At 68.7% G+C, this 19,622-nt stretch carries 17 protein-coding genes; 10 read left to right on the top strand and 7 right to left on the bottom strand.

The annotated features are described in order from the left end of the window. Positions 1-17: 17 nt before the first annotated feature. From AB8M85_RS09530 to AB8M85_RS09515, 4 genes are all read left to right on the top strand, one after another. The gene (locus AB8M85_RS09530) at positions 18-467 is read left to right on the top strand and encodes an Lrp/AsnC family transcriptional regulator (protein ID WP_372698578.1); all 450 of its coding nucleotides are present in this window, start codon (positions 18-20) and stop codon (positions 465-467) included. A gap of 227 nt (positions 468-694) precedes the next feature. Next, positions 695-2,083, top strand: coding sequence for an MFS transporter (locus tag AB8M85_RS09525; RefSeq protein WP_372698577.1), 1,389 nt, complete (start codon positions 695-697; stop codon positions 2,081-2,083). Positions 2,084-2,217: 134 nt separating this feature from the next. Continuing rightward, on the top strand, positions 2,218-2,865 hold the full coding sequence (locus AB8M85_RS09520) for a DUF4956 domain-containing protein (RefSeq protein ID WP_372698576.1): 648 nt from the start codon (positions 2,218-2,220) through the stop codon (positions 2,863-2,865). After that, positions 2,862-3,743, top strand: a complete 882-nt coding sequence (locus tag AB8M85_RS09515) for a polyphosphate polymerase domain-containing protein (RefSeq protein WP_372698575.1) — start codon at positions 2,862-2,864, stop codon at positions 3,741-3,743. Before AB8M85_RS09520 ends, AB8M85_RS09515 begins: the two co-directional genes overlap by 4 nt. A 6-nt stretch (positions 3,744-3,749) precedes the next feature. Here the strand turns inward: AB8M85_RS09515 and AB8M85_RS09510 are convergent, their stop codons facing one another. Genes AB8M85_RS09510 through AB8M85_RS09495 form a run of 4 tightly spaced genes read right to left on the bottom strand, consistent with a single transcriptional unit; the run spans position 3,750 to position 7,230 of the window. Next, positions 3,750-4,418: a response regulator transcription factor gene (locus AB8M85_RS09510; RefSeq protein WP_372698574.1), complete on the bottom strand. Its 669-nt coding sequence runs from the start codon at positions 4,416-4,418 to the stop codon at positions 3,750-3,752. Then, entirely contained in the window at positions 4,415-5,866 is a 1,452-nt protein-coding gene (locus tag AB8M85_RS09505; protein WP_372698573.1) for a sensor histidine kinase, read from the bottom strand. The genes AB8M85_RS09510 and AB8M85_RS09505 overlap by 4 nt, the downstream gene beginning before the upstream one ends. 1 nt (position 5,867) lies before the next feature. Next, positions 5,868-6,278, bottom strand: a complete 411-nt coding sequence (locus AB8M85_RS09500; protein ID WP_372698572.1) for a hypothetical protein — start codon at positions 6,276-6,278, stop codon at positions 5,868-5,870. A gap of 52 nt (positions 6,279-6,330) precedes the next feature. Continuing rightward, a complete protein-coding gene (locus AB8M85_RS09495) occupies positions 6,331-7,230 on the bottom strand; it encodes a LysR family transcriptional regulator (protein WP_372698571.1) in 900 nt (299 codons plus the stop codon). Between the two features lie 137 nt (positions 7,231-7,367). On the opposite strand from AB8M85_RS09495, the gene mmsB reads away from it, so the two are divergent. Genes mmsB through AB8M85_RS09480 form a run of 3 tightly spaced genes read left to right on the top strand, consistent with a single transcriptional unit; the run spans position 7,368 to position 10,695 of the window. Continuing rightward, on the top strand, positions 7,368-8,294 hold the full coding sequence (mmsB, locus tag AB8M85_RS09490; RefSeq protein ID WP_372698570.1) for a 3-hydroxyisobutyrate dehydrogenase: 927 nt from the start codon (positions 7,368-7,370) through the stop codon (positions 8,292-8,294). Next, positions 8,291-9,886, top strand: coding sequence for an aldehyde dehydrogenase family protein (locus AB8M85_RS09485; RefSeq protein WP_372698569.1), 1,596 nt, complete (start codon positions 8,291-8,293; stop codon positions 9,884-9,886). Before mmsB ends, AB8M85_RS09485 begins: the two co-directional genes overlap by 4 nt. Continuing rightward, a complete protein-coding gene (locus AB8M85_RS09480) occupies positions 9,883-10,695 on the top strand; it encodes an enoyl-CoA hydratase/isomerase family protein (RefSeq protein ID WP_372698568.1) in 813 nt (270 codons plus the stop codon). Before AB8M85_RS09485 ends, AB8M85_RS09480 begins: the two co-directional genes overlap by 4 nt. A 123-nt stretch (positions 10,696-10,818) precedes the next feature. Here the strand turns inward: AB8M85_RS09480 and AB8M85_RS09475 are convergent, their stop codons facing one another. From AB8M85_RS09475 to AB8M85_RS09465, 3 genes are all read right to left on the bottom strand, one after another. After that, on the bottom strand, positions 10,819-14,178 hold the full coding sequence (locus AB8M85_RS09475) for a S8 family serine peptidase (RefSeq protein WP_372698567.1): 3,360 nt from the start codon (positions 14,176-14,178) through the stop codon (positions 10,819-10,821). A 453-nt stretch (positions 14,179-14,631) separates the two neighbouring features. Then, entirely contained in the window at positions 14,632-15,459 is an 828-nt protein-coding gene (gene thiD / locus AB8M85_RS09470; protein ID WP_372698566.1) for a bifunctional hydroxymethylpyrimidine kinase/phosphomethylpyrimidine kinase, read from the bottom strand. A gap of 22 nt (positions 15,460-15,481) precedes the next feature. Next, entirely contained in the window at positions 15,482-16,141 is a 660-nt protein-coding gene (locus AB8M85_RS09465; RefSeq protein WP_372698565.1) for a TetR/AcrR family transcriptional regulator, read from the bottom strand. Positions 16,142-16,343: 202 nt separating this feature from the next. On the opposite strand from AB8M85_RS09465, the gene AB8M85_RS09460 reads away from it, so the two are divergent. The 3 genes from AB8M85_RS09460 to AB8M85_RS09450 are packed head-to-tail and all read left to right on the top strand — an operon-like array spanning position 16,344 to position 19,502. Further along, on the top strand, positions 16,344-17,090 hold the full coding sequence (locus AB8M85_RS09460; protein WP_372698564.1) for a queuosine precursor transporter: 747 nt from the start codon (positions 16,344-16,346) through the stop codon (positions 17,088-17,090). 31 nt (positions 17,091-17,121) lie between these two features. Continuing rightward, positions 17,122-17,811, top strand: a complete 690-nt coding sequence (locus AB8M85_RS09455) for an ATP-binding cassette domain-containing protein (RefSeq protein WP_372698563.1) — start codon at positions 17,122-17,124, stop codon at positions 17,809-17,811. Then, complete coding sequence (locus AB8M85_RS09450) at positions 17,808-19,502, top strand: DUF6297 family protein (protein ID WP_372698562.1); 1,695 nt, start codon at positions 17,808-17,810, stop codon at positions 19,500-19,502. Before AB8M85_RS09455 ends, AB8M85_RS09450 begins: the two co-directional genes overlap by 4 nt. Positions 19,503-19,622: the final 120 nt, after the last annotated feature.

The following is a 19,622-nucleotide window of genomic DNA, read 5'->3' as shown; positions in this document are numbered from 1 at the left end:
GGCGATAAGATCATTGCGTGATTGATGACATTGACAGAATGATTTTGCGCCTGCTGCAGGACGATGGCCGGATGACCGTCACCGCGCTTGCCTCGGAGGTCGGGCTGACGGTGGCGCCCTGCCATCGCCGGCTCCGAGATCTGGAGCAGGCGGGAGTGGTCTCGGGCTACCGGGCGGTCCTGGACGGGCCCAAGGTCGGATTGGCTTTCCAGGCACTCGTCTTCGTGACGTTGAAGGACCGGCAGAACATGCGGGCCTTCGAGGAAGAAGTGACCGGGATTCCGGAAATCGTCGAGGCTTCGCGCCTCTTCGGCGAGCCGGACTTCCTGCTCAAGGTCATGGCCGCCGATCTGCCCCGATACCAGGAGTTCTACGACGACGTCCTAGTGGGCTTGGCAGGAGTCGAGAAGCTGACATCGACCATCGTGATGAAGAGCCTCAAGGGAGCAGGCGGGATCCCCGTCTGAGGAGAGACGATCCCCCCGGATGGCCGCGGTGGCGGTGGGGTGCTTCAGCTGACGCGGGCATGTGCGGCCTCCCCTGCACGTGCAGGAATGCAGATGCGCTGAACGGGAATGTTCGTTGATAAGCCCCCGGGACGCTGAAATACTCGGGATGCACCTGCCTGTGCCGTGCGTCACATTCGTCGCTGGCCGGGCAACTCGCTTATCGCATCAATCTGAGGAGCAACAACATGGCGGCACAATCGCCAACCGGTCAACGGGGACTCGGAGCCGGATTGAAGAAGGTCGTCGTCGCGTCGATGGCCGGCACCGTCGTCGAATGGTACGAATTCTTCCTGTACGCAGCAGCATCCACCCTCGTCTTCGGCCACCTGTTCTTCCCGAACTCGGACTCCGACCTCGACGGCATCATGAAGGCGTTCCTGACCTACGCCGTGGGCTTCATCGCCCGCCCCATCGGCGGCATCGTGTTCGGGCACTTCGGCGACAAGTTCGGACGCAAGAAGCTGCTGCAGTTCTCCATCATCCTGGTCGGCGTCTCGACCTTCCTGATGGGCTGCCTGCCCGGCTTCGACGCGATCGGCTACGGCGCCCCGGTGCTGCTGGTGCTGCTGCGCTTCATCCAGGGCTTCGCCGTCGGCGGCGAATGGGGCGGCGCCGTGCTGCTGGTCGCCGAGCACAGCCCGGACAACCGCCGCGGCTTCTGGGCCAGCTGGCCCCAGGCCGCCGTGCCCATGGGCAATCTGCTCGCCACCGGCGTGCTGCTGTTCCTCTCCTTTGCCCTGAGCGAGGAGGCCTTCCTGGGCTGGGGCTGGCGCGTGGGCTTCTGGCTGTCGGCAGTCATCGTCCTGATCGGCTACTACATCCGCACCAAGATCTCCGATGCCCCCATCTTCCTGGAGGAACAGAAGAAGATCGAGGCCAACAAGAATGTCGGCTACGGCATCGTCGAGGTCTTCAAGCGCTACCCCCGCGGCGTCTTCACCGCCATGGGCCTGCGTTTCGCCGAGAACATCCTCTACTACCTCGTGGTGACCTTCTCGATCACCTACCTGAAGGTCATCGTGGAGATCGAGACTTCGCATATCCTCTCCATGCTGCTGCTGGCCCATGTGGTCCACTTCTTCGTGGTCCCCACCGTCGGACGCCTCTCCGACGCCATCGGCCGCAAGCCCACCTACCTGCTCGGAGCGATCACCGGTGCCAGCTGGGGCTTCTTCGCCTTCCCGATGATGGACACCGGCAACGACTGGATCATCCTGGCTTCCATCACCATCGGCTTGTGCTTCCACGCGCTGATGTATGCCGGCCAGCCATCGATCATGGCCGAGATGTTCCCGACCCGCATGCGCTACTCCGGGGTGTCGCTGGGCTATCAGGTGACCTCGATCGTCGCGGGCTCGCTGGCCCCGATCATCGCGACCTCGCTGGTGGACAAGTACCATTCCTCGGTTCCGGTGGCGATCTACCTGCTCATCGCCTGTGCGATCACCGCCGTGTCGGTGCTGGCGCTCAAGGAGACCCGCGGGATCTCGCTGCAAGACGTGGACCAGGCGGACGCCGAGGGGACCGCCGCCCTGCAGGCTGACGCCGCCAAGAAGGGGGTCGGAACGCTGTAGCGGGAGAAGCGCCGGGCGCCACCGAGGAGCCGGAGGGGAAGATGAGAGACTCCTCATCTTCCCCTTCCTTTTCCCTCATTTACGTTCCTTAGGCTCTAGGCAAGAGGAAAAGAATTGGGGAAAAGGAGTTTCTGATGTTGTCCTTCTGGGCGGCCTTGGCCGCAAACGTCGTTGGCATGACAGTGCTGGTGTACGTGGTCTATTTCCGGCGGCATTTCCGCCGCGACCTGGTGCTCGCCTACGTCGCGCTGAGCATGGGAATCTTCGCCGTCACGCTGCTGCTTTCGGGCAGCGGCGCCGGCATGGGGCTGGGGCTGGGCCTCTTCGGCATCCTGTCGATCATCAGGCTGCGTTCGGACACGCTGACGCAAGAGGAAGTCGCCTACTACTTCGTCTCCCTGACCGTTGGCCTGGTGAACGGGCTGCATCCTGATCCGGCCTGGTTCGCACCGGCCGTCACGGCGGGTCTGGTGCTGGTGATGTTCCTGGCCGACCACCCCCGTTTCGCGCCGCGCACGGCGCGGCAGACCGTCACCCTCGATGCCGCGTACCCGGGCAAGGACGAGTTGACGGCCGCATTGGAGCATCTGCTGAAGGCGCGCGTGCTGCGCACCGTCGTTCTGGAACTGGACCTGGTGCGTGACCTGACCATCGTCGACGTCCGCTTCAGGACGTATCCCGAGAACATCCGTTCCGACGCCGCTCGAACGCCGGAGCGCCAGGAGGAGGCAGCCTACCGTCTGGCTGGTCGTCCGCTCGTCGCCCAGGAGACGTCGTCATGAGCTTCAAGGAGACGCAGATCCATGCCGGGAAGCGCGGGAACCGGCTGCCGTCGCCCTCGGCGCCGGGGAGAGCCAGTTCGTCCGCTCGTCGTCATGGTCTCGCCCGCGAGGCGTTGGACGCGGCAGTGCGCGACCGCCGGCCGATCGCCCTGGATGAGGTGATGCGCGAGGCGGCCCTGCAGACCCGGGTCGACCGCAAGTTCCTGCTGACCCCGGAGCAATTCACCGCCCTGCTCAAGAGCCTGGACCAGCGGTTCCGAGTCCTGGAAATCGACGGCCTACGTACATTCCGCTATGCCTCGGTCTACTTCGACACCCCGGATTTTGAACAGTTCCGCGCCCACCGGCAGGGACGCAGGCGCCGGTACAAGGTCCGCACCCGGACCTATGTGGATAGCGGTCTGTCGATGTTCGAGGTCAAGACCAAGGGCCGGCGCGGGGCGACGGTGAAGCACCGCTTGCCCCAGGACACGCGCGCTGCGGGCATCCTCACGGAACAGTCGAGGTCCTTTCTCGAGGACGTGGTGTCGGCCGAGTACGGCCAAGAGGTCCCCGGCTTGGAGCCGGTGCTCGACAGCAACTACGTCCGGGCCACCTTCGTCGACCCGCACGACGGCGAACGGCTCACCTGCGATGCGGATCTGACCTACGCCGATCGCCGGCAGCTGCTCCATGGGCCGGACCTGTTCGTGGTCGAGACCAAGACCGCTGACGGACGGGGCGCAGCCGAGCGCGCCCTGGCGCGCATGGGCATCCGCCCGGTCAGCATGAGCAAGTACTGCATCGGCATGGCGCTGTTGCACACGGACCTGCCTGCCAACCGGTGGAGCCGGCTGCTGCGGCGGCACTTCGAGTGGGAGCCGGCCCGGGCGGCGTGAGTCCGGCTACGCATCGGGCAGGAGGCGGTACCCGACGCCCCGTACCGTTTCGAACCGCTCGCCGCCGAGCTTGTTGCGCAGGTAGCGCACGTACACGTCGACGACGTTGGACCCCGGATCGAAGTCATAGCCCCAGACGCGGGACAGCAGCTGCTCGCGGCTGAGCACCTGGCCGGGGTTGCGAATGAAGGCCTCGGCGAGCGAGAACTCCCGGGCAGACAAATCCACTTCCCGGCCGTGCACGCGGGCCCTCCGGTGCAGGAAATCCATTTCGAGGCTCCCGTGGCGGACGACCGAGGTGTCGACCCCGTTGTCCCCAGTCCGCAGCCGCAACCTGACCCGGGCGAGCAACTCGTCGAAATGGAATGGCTTGGCCATGTAGTCGTCGGCACCTCCGCGGAGGCCGGCGACCGTGTCCTCGACGCCGCCGCGGGCGGTCAGGATGATCACCGGCGTCGTCACGTCCTCGTCGCGGAGGCGCTTCAGGACGGAGAAACCGTCTTCGTCGGGCAGGCCCAGGTCGAGGATGATGAGTTCGAAGGCCCCAGTCAGCGCCAGTTCCCCGCCCTCGTGGCCGGTGTCCGCGACCACGGGGGCAAGCCCGGCCGCCTTGAGGCCCTTGGCCACGAAGGAACTGATGCGTAGTTCGTCCTCGATGATCAGGATCCGACTCATGTGTGCCCGTCTCCTCCTGTGACCGGGATGTCGATCCTGAAGATGGACCCGGCTCCCGGGGCGGAGTCCACGGACACCCTTCCACCATGCGCCGCGGAAATGGCCGAGACGATGCTCAGCCCAAGGCCCGAGCCTTCCGCACGGCTGCTGTTGCGGCCACGCCCGAATCGGTCGAAAATGCGCAGCTGGTCCGCCTCGTCGATCCCTGATCCGGCATCCTTGACCCAGAGGCGCAAGACGCGTCGTACGCCCTCGTCGTCCGACTGCGCGGCCAGAAGCTGCGATCCGAGGAGGATGTCCGAGCCGGGTGAGGAGAACTTCACGGCATTGGCGCACAACTGGAGCATCGCCTGTGTCACCCGGGAGGGGTCGAGCCAGACGCGTGCCTCGACCCGATGGCCGATGCGCCAGCTGCGATCGCCCAAGGCGGTGGCCTTGTCCAGGATGTCATCGAGCAGCACGCCAACGTCCGTGGGTCGTGGCACGACGAAGTCCGCCCGGTTTGAGGTGGCGAGCGTGACCAGGTCGTTGATCAGCAGCGACATGCGGCCGAGCTCGTCGAGGGAGATCTCGCGGGCCTGGTCCACGTCGTCTGGATCCGTTCCGTCCATGACTTCGAGGTGGCCCCGGACAATGGTGACCGGCGTGCGCAATTCGTGACCGACGTCGTCCAGCAGCTTCCGCTGGGCCTCCACCGCGCCCTCGAGGCGGTCGAGCATGGCGTTGATGGTGGTGGTCAGCTCGGCAAATTCGTCGGTTCCGGACACGTCGATGCGGCGGGAGAGGTCTGTTTCGGAGATCTGCTGGGCGGTGTTGCGCAAGAGGCGAACGGGTCGCAACATGCGTTCCACGAACAACCAGGCGGCTCCTGCGGCGACCAGCATGACCAGGACTCCGACGGCGGAGAAGACCGCGAAGTTCTGGTTGATGCGGCGCAGCTCGGCCGCGTAGTCGTAGGCGAGCACGAAGCGGCCCGGTTCCGGGTCCGAGGACAACTGCACGGGGACGACGACGGCGCGGTAGGTCGTCACCGCCGTGCCGACCGTCTCGATCCTGGCTTCGTCGGCCCGGTCCGGGGAGGTCGCCCAGGCGAGGAAGCCCGGGTCCGCTTCCAGCCGCAGCCGCACCGTATCCGGGGCCGTCCACTGCAACCGGCGGGCGGTCAGGCCGATCATCCCCTGGTTGCCTGAGGGCAGCGTCCGCTGCATGGCCGTGTACAGCAGCTCCTCGGCGTGGGCATAGGGCCTGCGGGTGGAAGGATCCAGCCCGGTCCCGGCCAGGACGCGGAACTCCTGGACCGAGCGGGACAGCGAATCGTCCAACCGCTCGTTGAGTTCCCCGCGCTCCACGGCGTAGATGGCCGTGCCGGCCAGGACGAGTGCGAGGCCGACGAGCGCTAGCATCCCGGCGAGCACCCGGGAGCGGATGGACCACTGGTGCACGGCCATCCTAGTCCTCGTCGCTGTCGGGGCCATCGTCGTCGTCGTCATCGTCGTCGTCGTCGGGATCTGACGGGGGGAGGGGCGTGACCGGAGCCCGGGGGTGTGTGGAAGCACGCGCCGGGGTGGTCGAGGACGGCCGGGCGGGCGGTGGTGCGCTGCTCGACGGTGCCGGAGAGTTGGCGGGGCTCGTGGAGGCGGAGTCCGAGGCGGTGTCCGCCGGCGGGGTCGAGGAGGGCGCACCCGTTCCGTTGGGCGCGGCCACCGAGGGGGCCTGCGGGCTCTGGGTGACGACGATTCCGGGCCCCAGATCCCTGGCGGGTGGGGACGCCAGCACCCGGGCCAGGCCGGCCAGGCCGGCGCCCAGCACGACCAGGACGATGACGGCGCCCGTCAGGCGGCGCGTAATTGGACTACCCATGTCCCCATTGTCGACGCTGTAGATGAGACGACGATGAGAAAGTGGCCCGGGGTCAGGAAACCAGGGCCTCGCGCTGTATCCGCGCTTCGGCCAGGAACGCACCGATCACCGCCTGCACTGCGGGGGAGCGCAGGGATTCGGGGCGCGCCAGCGCCGAATAGGTGACCCGGCGTTCGAAGGAGCCGGACAGGACCGGGGAGAATGCCGGATCCCCATGCACCGCATACGACGGGAGCATGCCGATGCCCCCACCCGCGCGCACGGCTTCGAGCTGGGCGAAGATGCTGGTCGCCTGGAAGGCCGCCGACGGCACCGGCAATCCAGTGGCGCGGTAGTCCAACTCCGCGACCTGTAGCTCCGAGTCGACGTAGGACACGAAGCGGTGCTGCCCGAGGTCTGCCAGGGAAGCCGGGGTTCCGGCCTCGCGCAGGTAGCCTGGGCTGGCGAAGAGGCGCAGGACGTATTCGGTGAGGACCAAGACCTCGGCCCGCGAATCGTCCACGCGTCCGGCGACGACTTCGAGGTCGACCCCGGAGCGGTTGCGGCTGGCGCGCCGCGTTGCGCTGAGCAGCTCGACCTTCAGGCGTGGGTGGTCCTGCTGCAGGCGCACCATGGCAGGACCGGCGAGGTACGCCCCGAAGGCGTCGCTGACGTGGGCACGCACGACGCCCGAGACCTCGGCAGCGCCCTGAGCGACCTCGGTGGTGAGGCCGGCCAGGCTCGCCTCGATCGACTCGGCGGCCCGAAGCGCATGCCGGCCGAGTTCGGTGAGCTCCCAGCCGGCGGAGGTCCGCGTCAAAGTGCGCCCACCCAACTGCCGGTCCAGGGCCGTGATCCTCCGGGAAACGGTCGTATGCGTGGTTTCCAGGGCCTCGGCCACGGCGGTGAAGCGTCCGAGCCGGGCCACCGTGAGCAGGATCAGCAGGTCATCGGGACTGGGGAACCTGTTCATGGGGCCTCAAATCCATCCTGTGCATTCGTGCACACCGGTTATGCCGATTTAGTGCTTGAATGCACCTTAGCAGCATGTGATGGTGGTCATAGGCGGCAGAGCCCCGCCACGGACCGCAGCGAAGGGAAGAGCAGGCAATGGCGACTGTAGGATGGATCGGACTTGGACACATGGGCGGGCCCATGACGGCAAACCTGGTGAAGGCGGGCCACGCCGTCCGCGGCTTCGACCTGAGCGAGGAGGCGCTGGCCGCCGCGGCCGACCATGGCGTCCACCCCGTCGCCAGCATTGCCGAAGCCGTCGACGGAGCGGACGTCGTCTTCACCATGCTTCCCAAGGGCGACCACGCCAAGGCCGTCTACCTCGGCGAGGGCGGTGTGCTGGAACACGTGGCCACCGACGTCCTGCTGGTTGATTCCTCCACCATCGACATCGAATCGGCCCAGGGCCTGCACGAAGCGGCCAGCGCCCATGGCAACCGCTTCGTGGATGCCCCGGTCTCGGGAGGCATCTCCGGTGCCGAGGCCGGGACCCTCACGTTCATGGTCGGCGGTGAGGCCGGCGCCGTGGAAGCAGCCCGCGCCTATATCGAGCCGATGGCCGGAAACATCATCGCCACCGGGGGAGCCACCACGGGCCAGGCAGCGAAGATCTGCAACAATCTGATGCTCTTCATCAACCTCGCCTCCACCTCCGAAGGCGCGGTGCTGGCCGAGCGCCTCGGGCTGGACCGCAAGGTCTTCTGGGACATCGCCAGCGTCTCCTCCGGCGACAGCTGGGCCTTGCGGACCTGGTATCCGATGCCCGGGGTAGTGCCCACCGCGGCATCCAACAACGACTTCGCGGCTACCTTCACCACCGAGCTGGCCCATAAGGACATCAACCTGGCGCTCGCCGCGGCCCGGCAGACCGACACCCCGCTGGTCCTGGCCGAACAGGTCTCGTCAATGTTCGAGACCCTGGTGCAGGATGGGAAGAAGGGCCTGGACTGCTCTGCCATCGTCCAACTCGTCGACGGCACCCACCAGCAGGCTTCGAACACGACCATCGGAGGCGCAGCATGAGCCAGCACACCACCACGGGCGGCACGGACGATTCCACCGCCGACCGGGAAACCGCAGCACGCGCGGCCACGAACGAGGCCGCCGGGGCCTCCGTCGAGTCGTCGCGTTCCACCGGTTCGGACGTTCTGGACTGGCCCCAGTGGATCGGCGGCGAGCGCCGGGACTCGGCCACCGGGCAGTGGCGCGACGTCGCCAACCCCGCCCTGCGCGACGCGGTGATCGCCCGTGTGCCGGCTTCCGGCACGGAAGACGTCGAACTGGCCGTGCAGGCCGCCCGGCAGGCCTTTCCGGCGTGGGCCGCGCTGCATTTCACCTGCAGGGCACGTCCGCTGGCCCTGATTGCCGACGACATCGAAGCCGAGGCCGAGGAATTCGCGCGCCTGACCGCGTTGGACACCGGCAACGCGATCCGCACCCAGGCCCGACCCGAGGTCGCGACGCTCGTCGCCTTGTTCCGGTACTTCTCCGGTGTTGCCGGCGAAGTCAAGGGCACGACGCTGCCGGCGGGCGACGACCAGTTGCAGTACACCCGTCGCGAGCCGCTCGGCGTCGTCGGGGCGATCCTGCCCTGGAACTCCCCGCTGATGATCGCCGGCTTCAAGGTACCGGCCGCCCTGGCAGCCGGGAACACGGTGATCCTCAAGGCTGCCGACGACGCCCCGCTGACCATCCTGAAGCTCGCCGAGGTCTGCAACCGCCACCTGCCCGCCGGCGTCCTCAACGCCCTGACCGGCCGCGGCTCGGTCATCGGCCAGGCGCTGGCCGAGCACCCCGGAGTGGACAAGGTCTCGTTCACCGGCTCCACCGAGGTCGGCCGCGGCGTTGCGGCACAGGCGGGGGAACGCCTGGCCCACATGTCCCTGGAGCTCGGGGGCAAGAACCCCTCGATCGTCTACCCCGACGCAGTGGACGACGACCTCGTCGACCAGCTCCTGCTGGCCTCCCGCTTCGCCCGGCAGGGCCAGAGCTGCACTGCCGGGTCGCGCTTGTTCATCCACCGCGACGTCTACGACGAGGTCCTGGGCCGCCTGGTGCCGCGCCTGGGGGCGATGAAGGTCGGCGATCCGCTGGACGAGGCCAGCGACATGGGCGCAGTGATCAACGCCAAGCAGTACGACGGCATCACCGGATACCTCGACGAGGGACGCACGCTCGACGGGCTCGAGACGCTGCTTGGGGGCAGCGCACCGACCGAGGGTGAGTTGACGCGGGGCTTCTACCACGTGCCGACCGTCTTCGGCGGGGGCCGCAACGACTTCCGGCTGGCCCGCGAGGAGATCTTCGGTCCGGTGCTGATGGCGATCCCTTTCGACACCACCGACGAGGTGGTCCGGCTGGCCAACGACACCCACTTCGGGCTGGCTGCCTACGTCTTCAGCCACGACCTGGACCGGGCCCTGGACACGGCGCACCGGCTGGAGGCCGGGTGGGTCCAGGTCAACCAGGGGGGCGGCCAGGTGGTCGGCCAGGCCTACGGGGGCTACAAGCAATCGGGCATCGGCCGGGAGGTGTCGCTGGAGGGAATGCTCGAGGGCTTCACCCAGACCAAGCAGATCAACGTCAAGCTCCGCCCGGCCCGCCACGGCTCATGATGCCGCCCGGACCGCAGGTGCCCGGACCCGGCATCGACGTCACGGTCGATGCCGGGGTCGGGACGATCTGGCTGCGCAATCCCGCCCAGCACAACGCCCTGACCCGGCAGATGTGCCGGGACATCGCCGTTGCGGCCGGGGATCTCGACGCGCGCGATGACGTCGACGTGGTGGCCGTCCGCGGCCACGGTGCGGCGTTCAGCGCCGGCGTGTCCATCGGCGAACTGCGCCAGGTCATCCTGGACGACGACGGGGCCACCGATCACCTCACCGCCGCCGACCGTGCCCTGGGCCGGGTCGCGAAGCCGACCATTGCCGTCGTCCGGGGCCATTGCATGGGTGGGGGATGGCAACTGGCCAGCGCCTGCGATTTCATCGTCGCCGCGGACGATGCCCGGTTCGGGATCACCCCGGCGAAGCTGGGCATTATCTACCCGCGCGCCGGAGTCGACCGGCTGGTGCGCCTGCTGGGTCCGGCGACGGCGAAGTATGTGTTGATGAGCGCGCGGACCTTTGCCGCGCCCCGCGCGCACGCCATGGGGCTCGTCGCGGAGGTCCTGCCGGCCGCCGAGTTCGAGGCTGGGATGACGTCGCTCTTCGACGAGCTGCGGTCCCGCTCCCGCTACTCGATGTCCACCACGAAGCGGCTCATCGACGCCGCAGGGGACCCCTCCACGGAGCCGGCCGCTCTGGCTGCTGCCTGGCAGGGGGCCTGGGCGGAGATGGCCTCCGGCCCCGACATCGGCGAGGGCATCACCGCGTTCCAGGAGCGCCGGGCCCCCGACTTCCCCTGGCGGCCCGGCCCATAGCCGGGGCGAGCACCCCGGCTCCGGTGCCTCCCGGGCGCCGACGCGCCCCGGTGGGACGGACGGGGAGGGGACACGGAAAAGGTGCCAGCGGCTGGGCCGCTGGCACCTTTTCGATGGGTGAGGTTACCGCTTCGTGAAGGTCACCACCTGGGCCTTGTCGCCCGTCTGGTTGTGCAGGTGCAGGAAGAGGCCCTGCTCCTGGTTGTCCTTCTTCTTGGCGATCGCCATCTTCTTCGGGAACGCGTTCCTGTAGTCCTGCACGTGTGCCGTCAGGGTCTGGCCTGGCAGGTCGGCGAAGGCCGTCCCGGTCCCGGCGCCTTCGAACCACAGGTCGGGATCGACCGTGTTGTAGGCGATCCAGTTGGTCGTGTCGACCGGGACCTGGGCGCCGGACTCGTCGGCGTTGTACTGGCTCCAGGTGGAGACCCGGTACTGGATCTGGCCGGAGGTGCCCTCCGTCAGGCCCAGGGCCGCCAATGACACCGGCAGGCTCACCGTGCTGGTATCGAAGGTGTTGGAGTCCGTCTCACCGGTCATGCCATTGGTCGGCCAGAGGTCGACCTGCTCGCCGGTCTTCAGGTTGAACGTCGCGGCCAGGTCCAGGTCGAGCTCGTCGACGTTCGTGTTGAACGTGACGAAGTCGGCCTTGTTGTCGCCGTTGGTGTCGATCTCGACGTCGATCTCCGTGCCGCCGGCCAGGTGGGCCCAATTGCCGAAGGTGCTGATACCGATGTTCAGCAGCCCGTTGGCGACCCCGTTGGACGGGGCATCGGAAGCGGCACCGACATACTTCAGGTCCATGGCGCGCGCGCCGGGGATCTCGTCGGCGGCCTTGGAGAGCTTGGCGCTGGTGGCGCCGAGCTCGAAGGCGGAGACCAGGGAGAGCACGCGCTCGTCGCCGTTGCCCAGCAGCAGGCCCTTGCCCTTGAGCTTGACCTCGGCGGTTGACTTTCCCTTCTTGGTCTTGATGTTCTTCTTGTTCACGGCCATGTTGCTGGACGCCTTGGGGGCGGCCTGGACCGGAACGCGCAGGGCCGGCTGGCCCTTGGCGGTCAGCTCGATGCGACCGGTCACGTCGGCGAGGTACTGGCGGTCCAAGCCCAGTTGCTGCTTGTCCATCGTCGGGTCCATCGTCTTGGCGAACTTCTTCGGGTCGACCGTCAACGTGACCTTGACCTGCTTGGACTTCCCCGGCCGAATGCTGATCTTGTCGGTGCTCAGCGTGTAGCTGGCTCCGGGGATCGTGGTGGCGGGGATGTAGTCCAGGCGGTAGTGCTGGGTCCACTTCGAGGTGTTCTGCACGGTGATCGAGCTGGTCTTGCGGACCTTCTTCTTGCCCATCTCGATGACGCCGAACGAGAGCGAGGTCAGGTCCGGGGCGTCCGTGGCGTAGGCGTAGGCCGGCGTCTTCAGCGCAGCATCGGCGATGACGCGCCCCGATCCCACGCGGTTCGGGCCGAAGGTCTCGCCGTTGGCGGCGGTGACATCGGCGGTGGCCGTGTTCATCACGATCGACTTCACCTGGTAGGCGGTGTAGTCACCGGATCCGGCGACCAGGGCGGCGATGCCGGCGGTCAACGGGGTGGCCATCGAAGTGCCGGTCATGACGGCCGGTCCGTTGCCCGTGCCCACACCGGCCGAACCGATGAGCGTGCCCGGTGCGGCGACGTCCGGCTTCACGATGCCGTTCGAGCCGTGGACGCCGCGCGAGGAGCTGGAGTTCAGCGTGTCCAGTGCCCCGGAGTCGCCCGAGGCCGTGCCGATCAGGTCCTGGTCGAGCTGGATCTTCAGCGTGCCGGCCTCGGCGGCCGGACGCAGCTTCTCGGTGTAGTCCTTGTTGAACTGGATGCCCGGGATGCCGGAGTTGCCGGCGATCCCCGCGTCGAAGACGCTGCGCGGGGATCCCAGCACGACGCCGGCACCGCCGGCGGCCTGGACGTTGTTGAAGCGCGCTGCCGAGCCACAGGGGAAGGCACCGTCCTCTTCCCATTGCAGCCAGACCCACTTGCCGTCGAAGTCCGTTCCGGCCGGGAAGGCATCGCAACCGAACTTGTTCGAGGGGTCGGCCAGGACGACCTCGCCGGTGAGCTTCTCGGGTGAGGCCGCGGCGTAGTCGAAGTTCACCGAGTACTGCCCGGCGGCGGTGCCGGCCACATCCGTGGGAGCCAGGACCTTCGCCCCGTCCAGCGTGATCTTCGAGCCGACGGTGTTGGCCACGGTCAACGACGACCGCGCATTGCCCGGGGAGCCGCCGACATCGGTCACGTCACCGGCGTTGCCGGAGGCGACGACGGAAAGGATCCCCTGTTCCGCCAGGGCATCGACGATGTCGTTCTCCGGGTCCTCCACGGGGGAGTGGTCCGAGCCGAGCGACATGTTCACGATCTGGGCGCGGTCACTGAAGTCGCCGTCGTTGTTCGGGTCCAGCACGTAGTCCAGGGCCTGGCCGACCACGGAGGAGGAACCCGCGCAGCCGAACACGCGGATGCCCACGAGCTGGGCCTCCGGTGCGGAACCCGGACCGATCTTCATGCCGGCGACGTCATCGGCGCTGAGCTTGGAGTAGTCGCCGTCAAAGGTCTTGCCGTCGGCGTCCACGCCGTAGCCGGCCGCGGTGCCGGAGACGTGGGTGCCGTGCCCGGCGGACGCGCAATCCAGCGGGTTGGCGTCGGGCTTCGGGACCGGCTGGTAGGTCGGGGAGTCGGGGTCGGCGTTGTAGTCGTCGCCCACGAGGTCCCAGCCGCCGATGAACTTGGCGGGATCGCGCAGCCCGGTGTTCGCGGCGGGGAGCGTGTCGGAGGCCTGCGCCTTCTTGTAGGCCTCCACGGTGCCCGGCCCGCCGAAGTCGGCGTGCGTGTAGTCGACACCGGTGTCGAGCACCGCGATCGTGACGTCCTCGCCGGTCTCGTCCAGGGCCGTCCACGCGTTCAGTGCCTTGGTGTCGACCACCGAGCCCTTGTTGGTGGGGGTCTTCGGCACAATGGCGGTGATCTTCACGACGTCGGGGCGTTTGGCCAGGGCACGGAGGGCGTCCGCGTCGCCGCGCAGTGCGACGCCGGGCAGCGCATTGGTCGTCGTGTAGACGACCTCGGCGTCGGAGGCCTTGGCGGCCGCCGCACCCTGTGCCTTGATGTTCTTGCGGATCTGCTTGACCTTGGCCTCGTTCTTGACAGGCTTGGACTTGCCGCGGGCCACGCTCTCGGGCTGGGTGGCCTCGAACGCCCCCTCGCCGCTGAACTGGACGTAGGCAGTGACCTCGCCCTTCTTGCTGACCATGGGGCCGGAGACCTTCAGGTCCTGGAGGGTCTTGATGTCCTGCTTGTCCAACGCAGCACCCCCGAAGGCCTGGGCAGGGCTTCCGGGGGTGCTGTTGATTTCGTTCGGCGCGGCATTGGCCGGAACCGACATGGTGGCGGCCAGGACGATGCCCGACGCCGCCGCCACGACGGCCCGGGCAAGCCGGGGCCGGTGCGAGTGATTCATGATGCTCCTTGTGTCACCGAGTGCGTGTTTTCGGGGCATCAGCGGGGCGAAACCCCCTGCGCCCCACGCCATAGCCTAAGTGACCGCGGTCACAAGTCAAGTAGTTCTTTTACGTTTTTCCGTCGGTCGAACGGGCCCATGTTGACAAGGATTTATGGTCACTTCCGGGGCCGGGGGATCGCCGGGAAGCGGGCTCGACGGCCATGTGCCTCCGGGACGGGGAGATATGTGAAAGAGCTGCCGCGACGCACCGCGGCGCGCGGCCCCGGGCGGTGGCGGTTGCAAACTGCGGGGCGGAGGTTGTCAAGCGGCGACAGCGGCCGTTGATGGTCACCGAAAATCCCGGGTCGTCTGGCGATGGCGTGGGGAAAATGGCGGCGGGAGCCGCACCGGGACAACGGTGCGGCTCCCGCCGTCGTGCGTGGATCGGGGCCGGGGCTCCGGGCCGGGGACTCAGGCGGTCGCGCCACCCTGCCAGAGTGCGTCGAAGGGGGCGTGGGAGGCGACGCGGTGCTCGATGCCTGCGGTGACGAACGCCTTGGCGGTCCGGGCGGCGTCCAGTGGCGTGGCGCCCTTGGCCAGTTCGGCGGTGATGGCGGCGGCGAGCGAGCAGCCCGCACCGGAGACGGCGACTTCGCCAATCTTCGGGGCGGAGAGGATCTCGGTGGTGGTGCCGTCGTGGTAGACATCGACGGCCTCGCTGCCGGCCAGGCGGACGCCGCCCTTGGCCAGCACGGCGGCGCCGCTGGCCTCATGGATGATGCGCGCGGCGCGTTCCAGGTCCTCGACCGAGGTGATGGTGGTGCCGGAGAGCGACTCGGCCTCGAAGTGGTTCGGGGTGACGAAGGTGGCCAGCGGGAGCAGGTTCGCCTTCAGCGCCTGGTCGGTGTCGAGGGCGTGGCCGGGCTCCTGGCCCTTGCAGATCAGCACAGGGTCCAACACGATGTTGCGCCACTGCTGGGCGCGCAACGCCGTCGCAACGGTGTCGATGGTCGCGGGGCTGCCCATCATGCCCAGCTTCACGGTGTCCAGCTGTCCGGCGTAGCAGGCCTGGATGGCCTCGAGCTGGTCGGCGATGACCTGGGGCTCGATGGGGGTGAAGCGGTGGTCCCAGTTCTGCTTCGGATCGAAGGCGACGATGCAGGTCAACGCGGTGATGCCGAAGACACCGAGCTGCTGGAAGGTCTTCAGGTCGGCCTGCGCGCCCGCGCCGCCGGTGGCCTCGGAACCGGCGATCGCCAGCGTGATGGCCGGGGAGGATTGCTGTTGCTTGGAAGTCATGCCCCCCATTTTAGGCGCCGTTTCAGGCCCGGTCGACGCGCTCCACGTTGCGGACGACGCCGATGACGTCGTCGATGATGTGCCGGACGACCGGCAGCCGGGACAGCACTGCCAGACGGGCCATGAGCGAGGCGATGTTCGCAGCCAGGCGGCGGCTGCGGATCCCGTCCGCGGAGGAGTCGTAGGCCCAGAAGATGACCAGACCGCGTTGCGCCAGCCAGAGCAGCTCGGGCAGGTCGTCGCGGATGGCGGCCGGGGGCCGGGGCAGCGAGGCCCCGACGGCCTGGCGCCAGAGGGCGAACTCCCTGGCCTTGGACGCCGCGGCCGCCTCGTCGTCGCGGCTGATGGCCGAGCGGATCAGCACCGGCCCGAACCCATGGAAGGGGGCCACGGCGTCCAGCGCGGCATCGAGGACGACCTGGATGTTGTCCTGCAGGTTGTTGCCCGAGCGCAACCGCGGCCGGGCCGCACGCACCTGGTCGTCGACGAGAGCGCGCGCCAGCCCGTGGACGAGGTCTTCCTTGGAGGCGAAATGGTAGTAGGCGTTGCCCAGCGAGAGGCCGGATTCCGCCGCGATGGCGCGCATGGTGGTGGCCCGGTAGCCGTCGCGGAGGAACAGCTGCAACGCGGCGTTTTGGATCCGCTGACGGGTGGCAGCCGATTTTTCGGTCTTGGTGTCCATGGTTTCCTTGCAACGACGCGGATTCCACCCATTCTACTTGGTTTTGAACATGTTCAAGTCTGTCCGGGTTCCCGGTGCGGGAGCCGTCGTCGTGCCCGTGGGACAATGAAGAGGTCAAGTGCTAATACAGCGGGCGACGGCTCCGGGGACGACCCGGGGGAATCCGCGCCTGGCGAACCACTTCCAGATTGGGAACAACTCCATGCATGCCTCCTCCGGCGACCGCGCCGACACCCTGCCCCAGCATCCGACGTCCCCGCAGCCCACGGGCACGGGCCGCGTCCGCCAGGCCGTTTTCGCCTCGGCCGGGAGCCCCTACTTCTCCGCCGTGCTGGCGCTGATGGCCGTGGTGGTCATCCTGTCCAACATCGGCGCCACCAAGGGCGTGACCTTCGGCCCGGTGATCACCGACGGCGGCTTCTTCCTCTTCCCGCTGGCCTACATCCTCGGCGACGTGGTCAGCGAGGTCTACGGGTTCAGGGCCGCCCGGCGCTCGATCATCACCACGTTCGTGCTGGCGGCCTTCGCGGTCCTCTGCTTCTGGATCATCATCATCCTGCCCGGTGCCGGCTGGTATGACGGCCAGGAAGCGCTCGAGCGCACGCTGGGACCGGTGTGGCAGATCGTCGCCGCCTCGCTCTGCGGGTTCCTGGTCGGCCAGACGCTGAACTCCTACGTGCTGGTGCGCATGAAGGAGCGCTTCGGGGAAAAGGGCCTGGTCGGCCGGCTCATGGGATCGACGGGCGTGGGCGAGTTCGCCGACACCCTGATCTTCTGCACGATCGCCGCCTCGGTGATCGGCATCTCGACCGTGCCCGACTTCGTGAACTACGTGCTGGTGGGCTTCGTCTACAAGACGGCCGTCGAGTTCGCCTTCGTCCCGGTCACCACGCTGGTCATCCGCTGGTTCAAGCGCCACGAGCCGACGTATGGAAACGCCGCGGCCTGAGGGCACGGCCGCGGTCGGTACTGTGGGAGGCATGGACCCGCAGGATGCACCGCTTCTGACCGCGCGCGAACTGGTGGCCGGGTACGGCGACTTTGAGGTGTGCGGCCCGCTGGACCTGGTTTTCGACCGCGGGGATGCGCTGGGCATCGTCGGGCTCAACGCGGCGGGGAAGTCCACGCTGCTGCGCACGCTCATCGGACGCCAGCCCCCGGTCTCCGGCCGGGCTGCCATCCTGGGCGTCTTCACCGATGACACCTCCCACGTCCACCGCCGGCTGGTCTCGGCGGTCTTCGACGAGGACGCCTTCTTCGACTCGCTGACCGTCGAGGAGCACCTGCAGCTCATCGTCTCCGGACACGGCGTGCCCGACGGCCAGGAAGCCGTCGAACGCGAGCTGGAGTTCTTCGAGCTCGGCGAGGCCCGGGACGCGCTGCCCGGGGCGTTGTCCTCCGGCCAACGCCGCCGCCTGCTGCTGGCCGCCGGGCTCATCCGCCCGGCCGAGCTGCTGGTGCTCGACGAACCCGAACAACGCCTCGATCCGCCGATGCGTGCGCAGCTTGCCGTCCGCCTGCGAGCCCGGATCGACGACGGCGGGGCCGTGCTGCTGGTCACGCACGACGCCGTCCTGCTCACCACCGTGGTCGACCACTGCCTCATCGTCGGCGACGGTCTGCGCTTCGCCACCGCCACCGAGGGCGCTGCCGCGATCGGCGGCGCATGAGCGTCCCGCCCACCGGATCCGCACCCCCACCCGCCGCCGGCGGGGTTCCCCGGCTGCCCGGATGGGTGCCCGCGGGACCGCCGACCGGGTTCGACCCGTCCCGGACGACGCGCCGGTTGCGCCGCGACCGCCGCCGGGGCGAGCAGTCCGAGCGCTGGAGCGACATCTACGTCGCCGTCCTGGGCGCGGCGATCCTGCTGGCCTACCTGCTGGGGCTCGTGCAGTTCCTGGCCCAGGGCCTGCGGGATGCCGGTGCCGACGGACTGGTCCGGCCCGGGATCGCCGTCGTCCCCGCTGCCGACGCCGGGTCGGCGCTGCTGACGATCGCACTGCTCGGCGTCGCCGCGTTGCTGGCGGGACTGGGGCCGGTCGCCGCGGACCGTGCCCAGGGCCTCTGGTGGTTTTCGCTGCCGGTGGACCGCGGCCCGCTGCTCGCCCGGCAGCTGCGGATCCGGTTGGCCTGGGCCTGTGCCGTCGGGGCGGTGGCCTGGCTGCCGCTGGGGCTCTCCACGGGCACCGCCGGGCCCTACGGCTACACCGGGCCGCCGCTGGCCGAACTGGCCGCCGGGTCCGCGAGCCTGGGACTGGAGTTCGTGCTGCTGGGCCTGCTGGCCGCGGGCGCCCAGGCCGCCGGGCTCCGGCGCGGCTTCTCCCGGGCGCTCGGGCTGCTCGGGGTGCTGGTGGTGCTGGCGTATGCGGTCGATGCGATGGCCCGTGCCCTGGGCGCGGCACGCTCGCCGTTCTCCGGTCTCTGGCCGGTGCTGCCGGCGGCGTGGCCGGCGTGGGGCAGCTGGCTGGTCCCGGCGGTGCTGCTGCCGCTGGTCGTGGTGGGCTGGCTGCTGGTGCGTCCGCAGCTGTCCCGCATCCGCACCTCCGATCTGCTTGACGCCGGAGGGGTCAGCGGCCAGGCCGGGAACTCGCTGGCGTTGCTGGACCTGCGCTCGTTGGCGGGCTCCTTCGCCCGGGGCCCGCGGCGCACCTCCCACGTCCGCGACCTCTGGTCGCGCCTGCTGCCCGCCCGGTTCGATGGATCGCCGGTGGGTGCGCTGCTGCGCGCCGAGGCGCTGGTCCTGGTGCGCACCGGCCGGGTGTGGGGCCGGCTGGTGACCAGCCTGGCCCTGCTGGCCGGTGCCGTGACCGCCCAGGGAGGAGGCACCGCCGTCGTGCTGTGTACCGCGGTTGCGGTGGCCGCGATCCTGGCCGGCCAGGCGGCGGGGGCCGCCGCGTCCGAGGCGGCACGCGTACCGGGCCTGGAGGCGCTGCTGCCCCTGGACGCCGGAACCGCGCGGCGTGCGCATGGGCTGTTGCCGGCGATCGTGCTCGTCCCCTGGGGCGGCATTGCCGGAGCCATTCTGGGCTGGGCCGTGGCCGGGCCGGCCGCCGTCGGGGACTGGATGGTGCTGGTGGCCATCGGTGCGTTCTGCGGGATCGGCGTGGCCGGCGGGTCGTTGCGCATGGCCTATCGGCCGGAGCTGGATTGGGGGTCGGTGCTGCAGCGGCAGGTGCTCGGCAAGGCCGGTGGGCCGCTGATCCGGCACGCGGTGCACGGGATGGAGCTGATGCTCATCGCCGTCGTGCCCCTGGGCCTGGCCGTGCTGCTCGCACCCGTGCCGGGTGTGCTGGTGGCCGTGGCCGCCGGAATGGGGATCGCCGGCTGGTTCGCCGGGAGCTTCCGGCCGCAGCCGCTCTAGAGCCAATGCCATGAAGTTAAACGTCCACCGCTGAAGTCAAGCCCTTGTCGGCTTCGGCGCTCGGTGGCATGTGGCGCATTGGCGGTGGCACAACCCTGGACGCGGGAACTTGTCTTAAAA

This window comes from Arthrobacter sp. JSM 101049, assembly GCF_041679245.1.
Lineage (GTDB): Bacteria > Actinomycetota > Actinomycetes > Actinomycetales > Micrococcaceae > Arthrobacter_H.
This window is presented reverse-complemented; position numbering and strand designations above follow the sequence as displayed.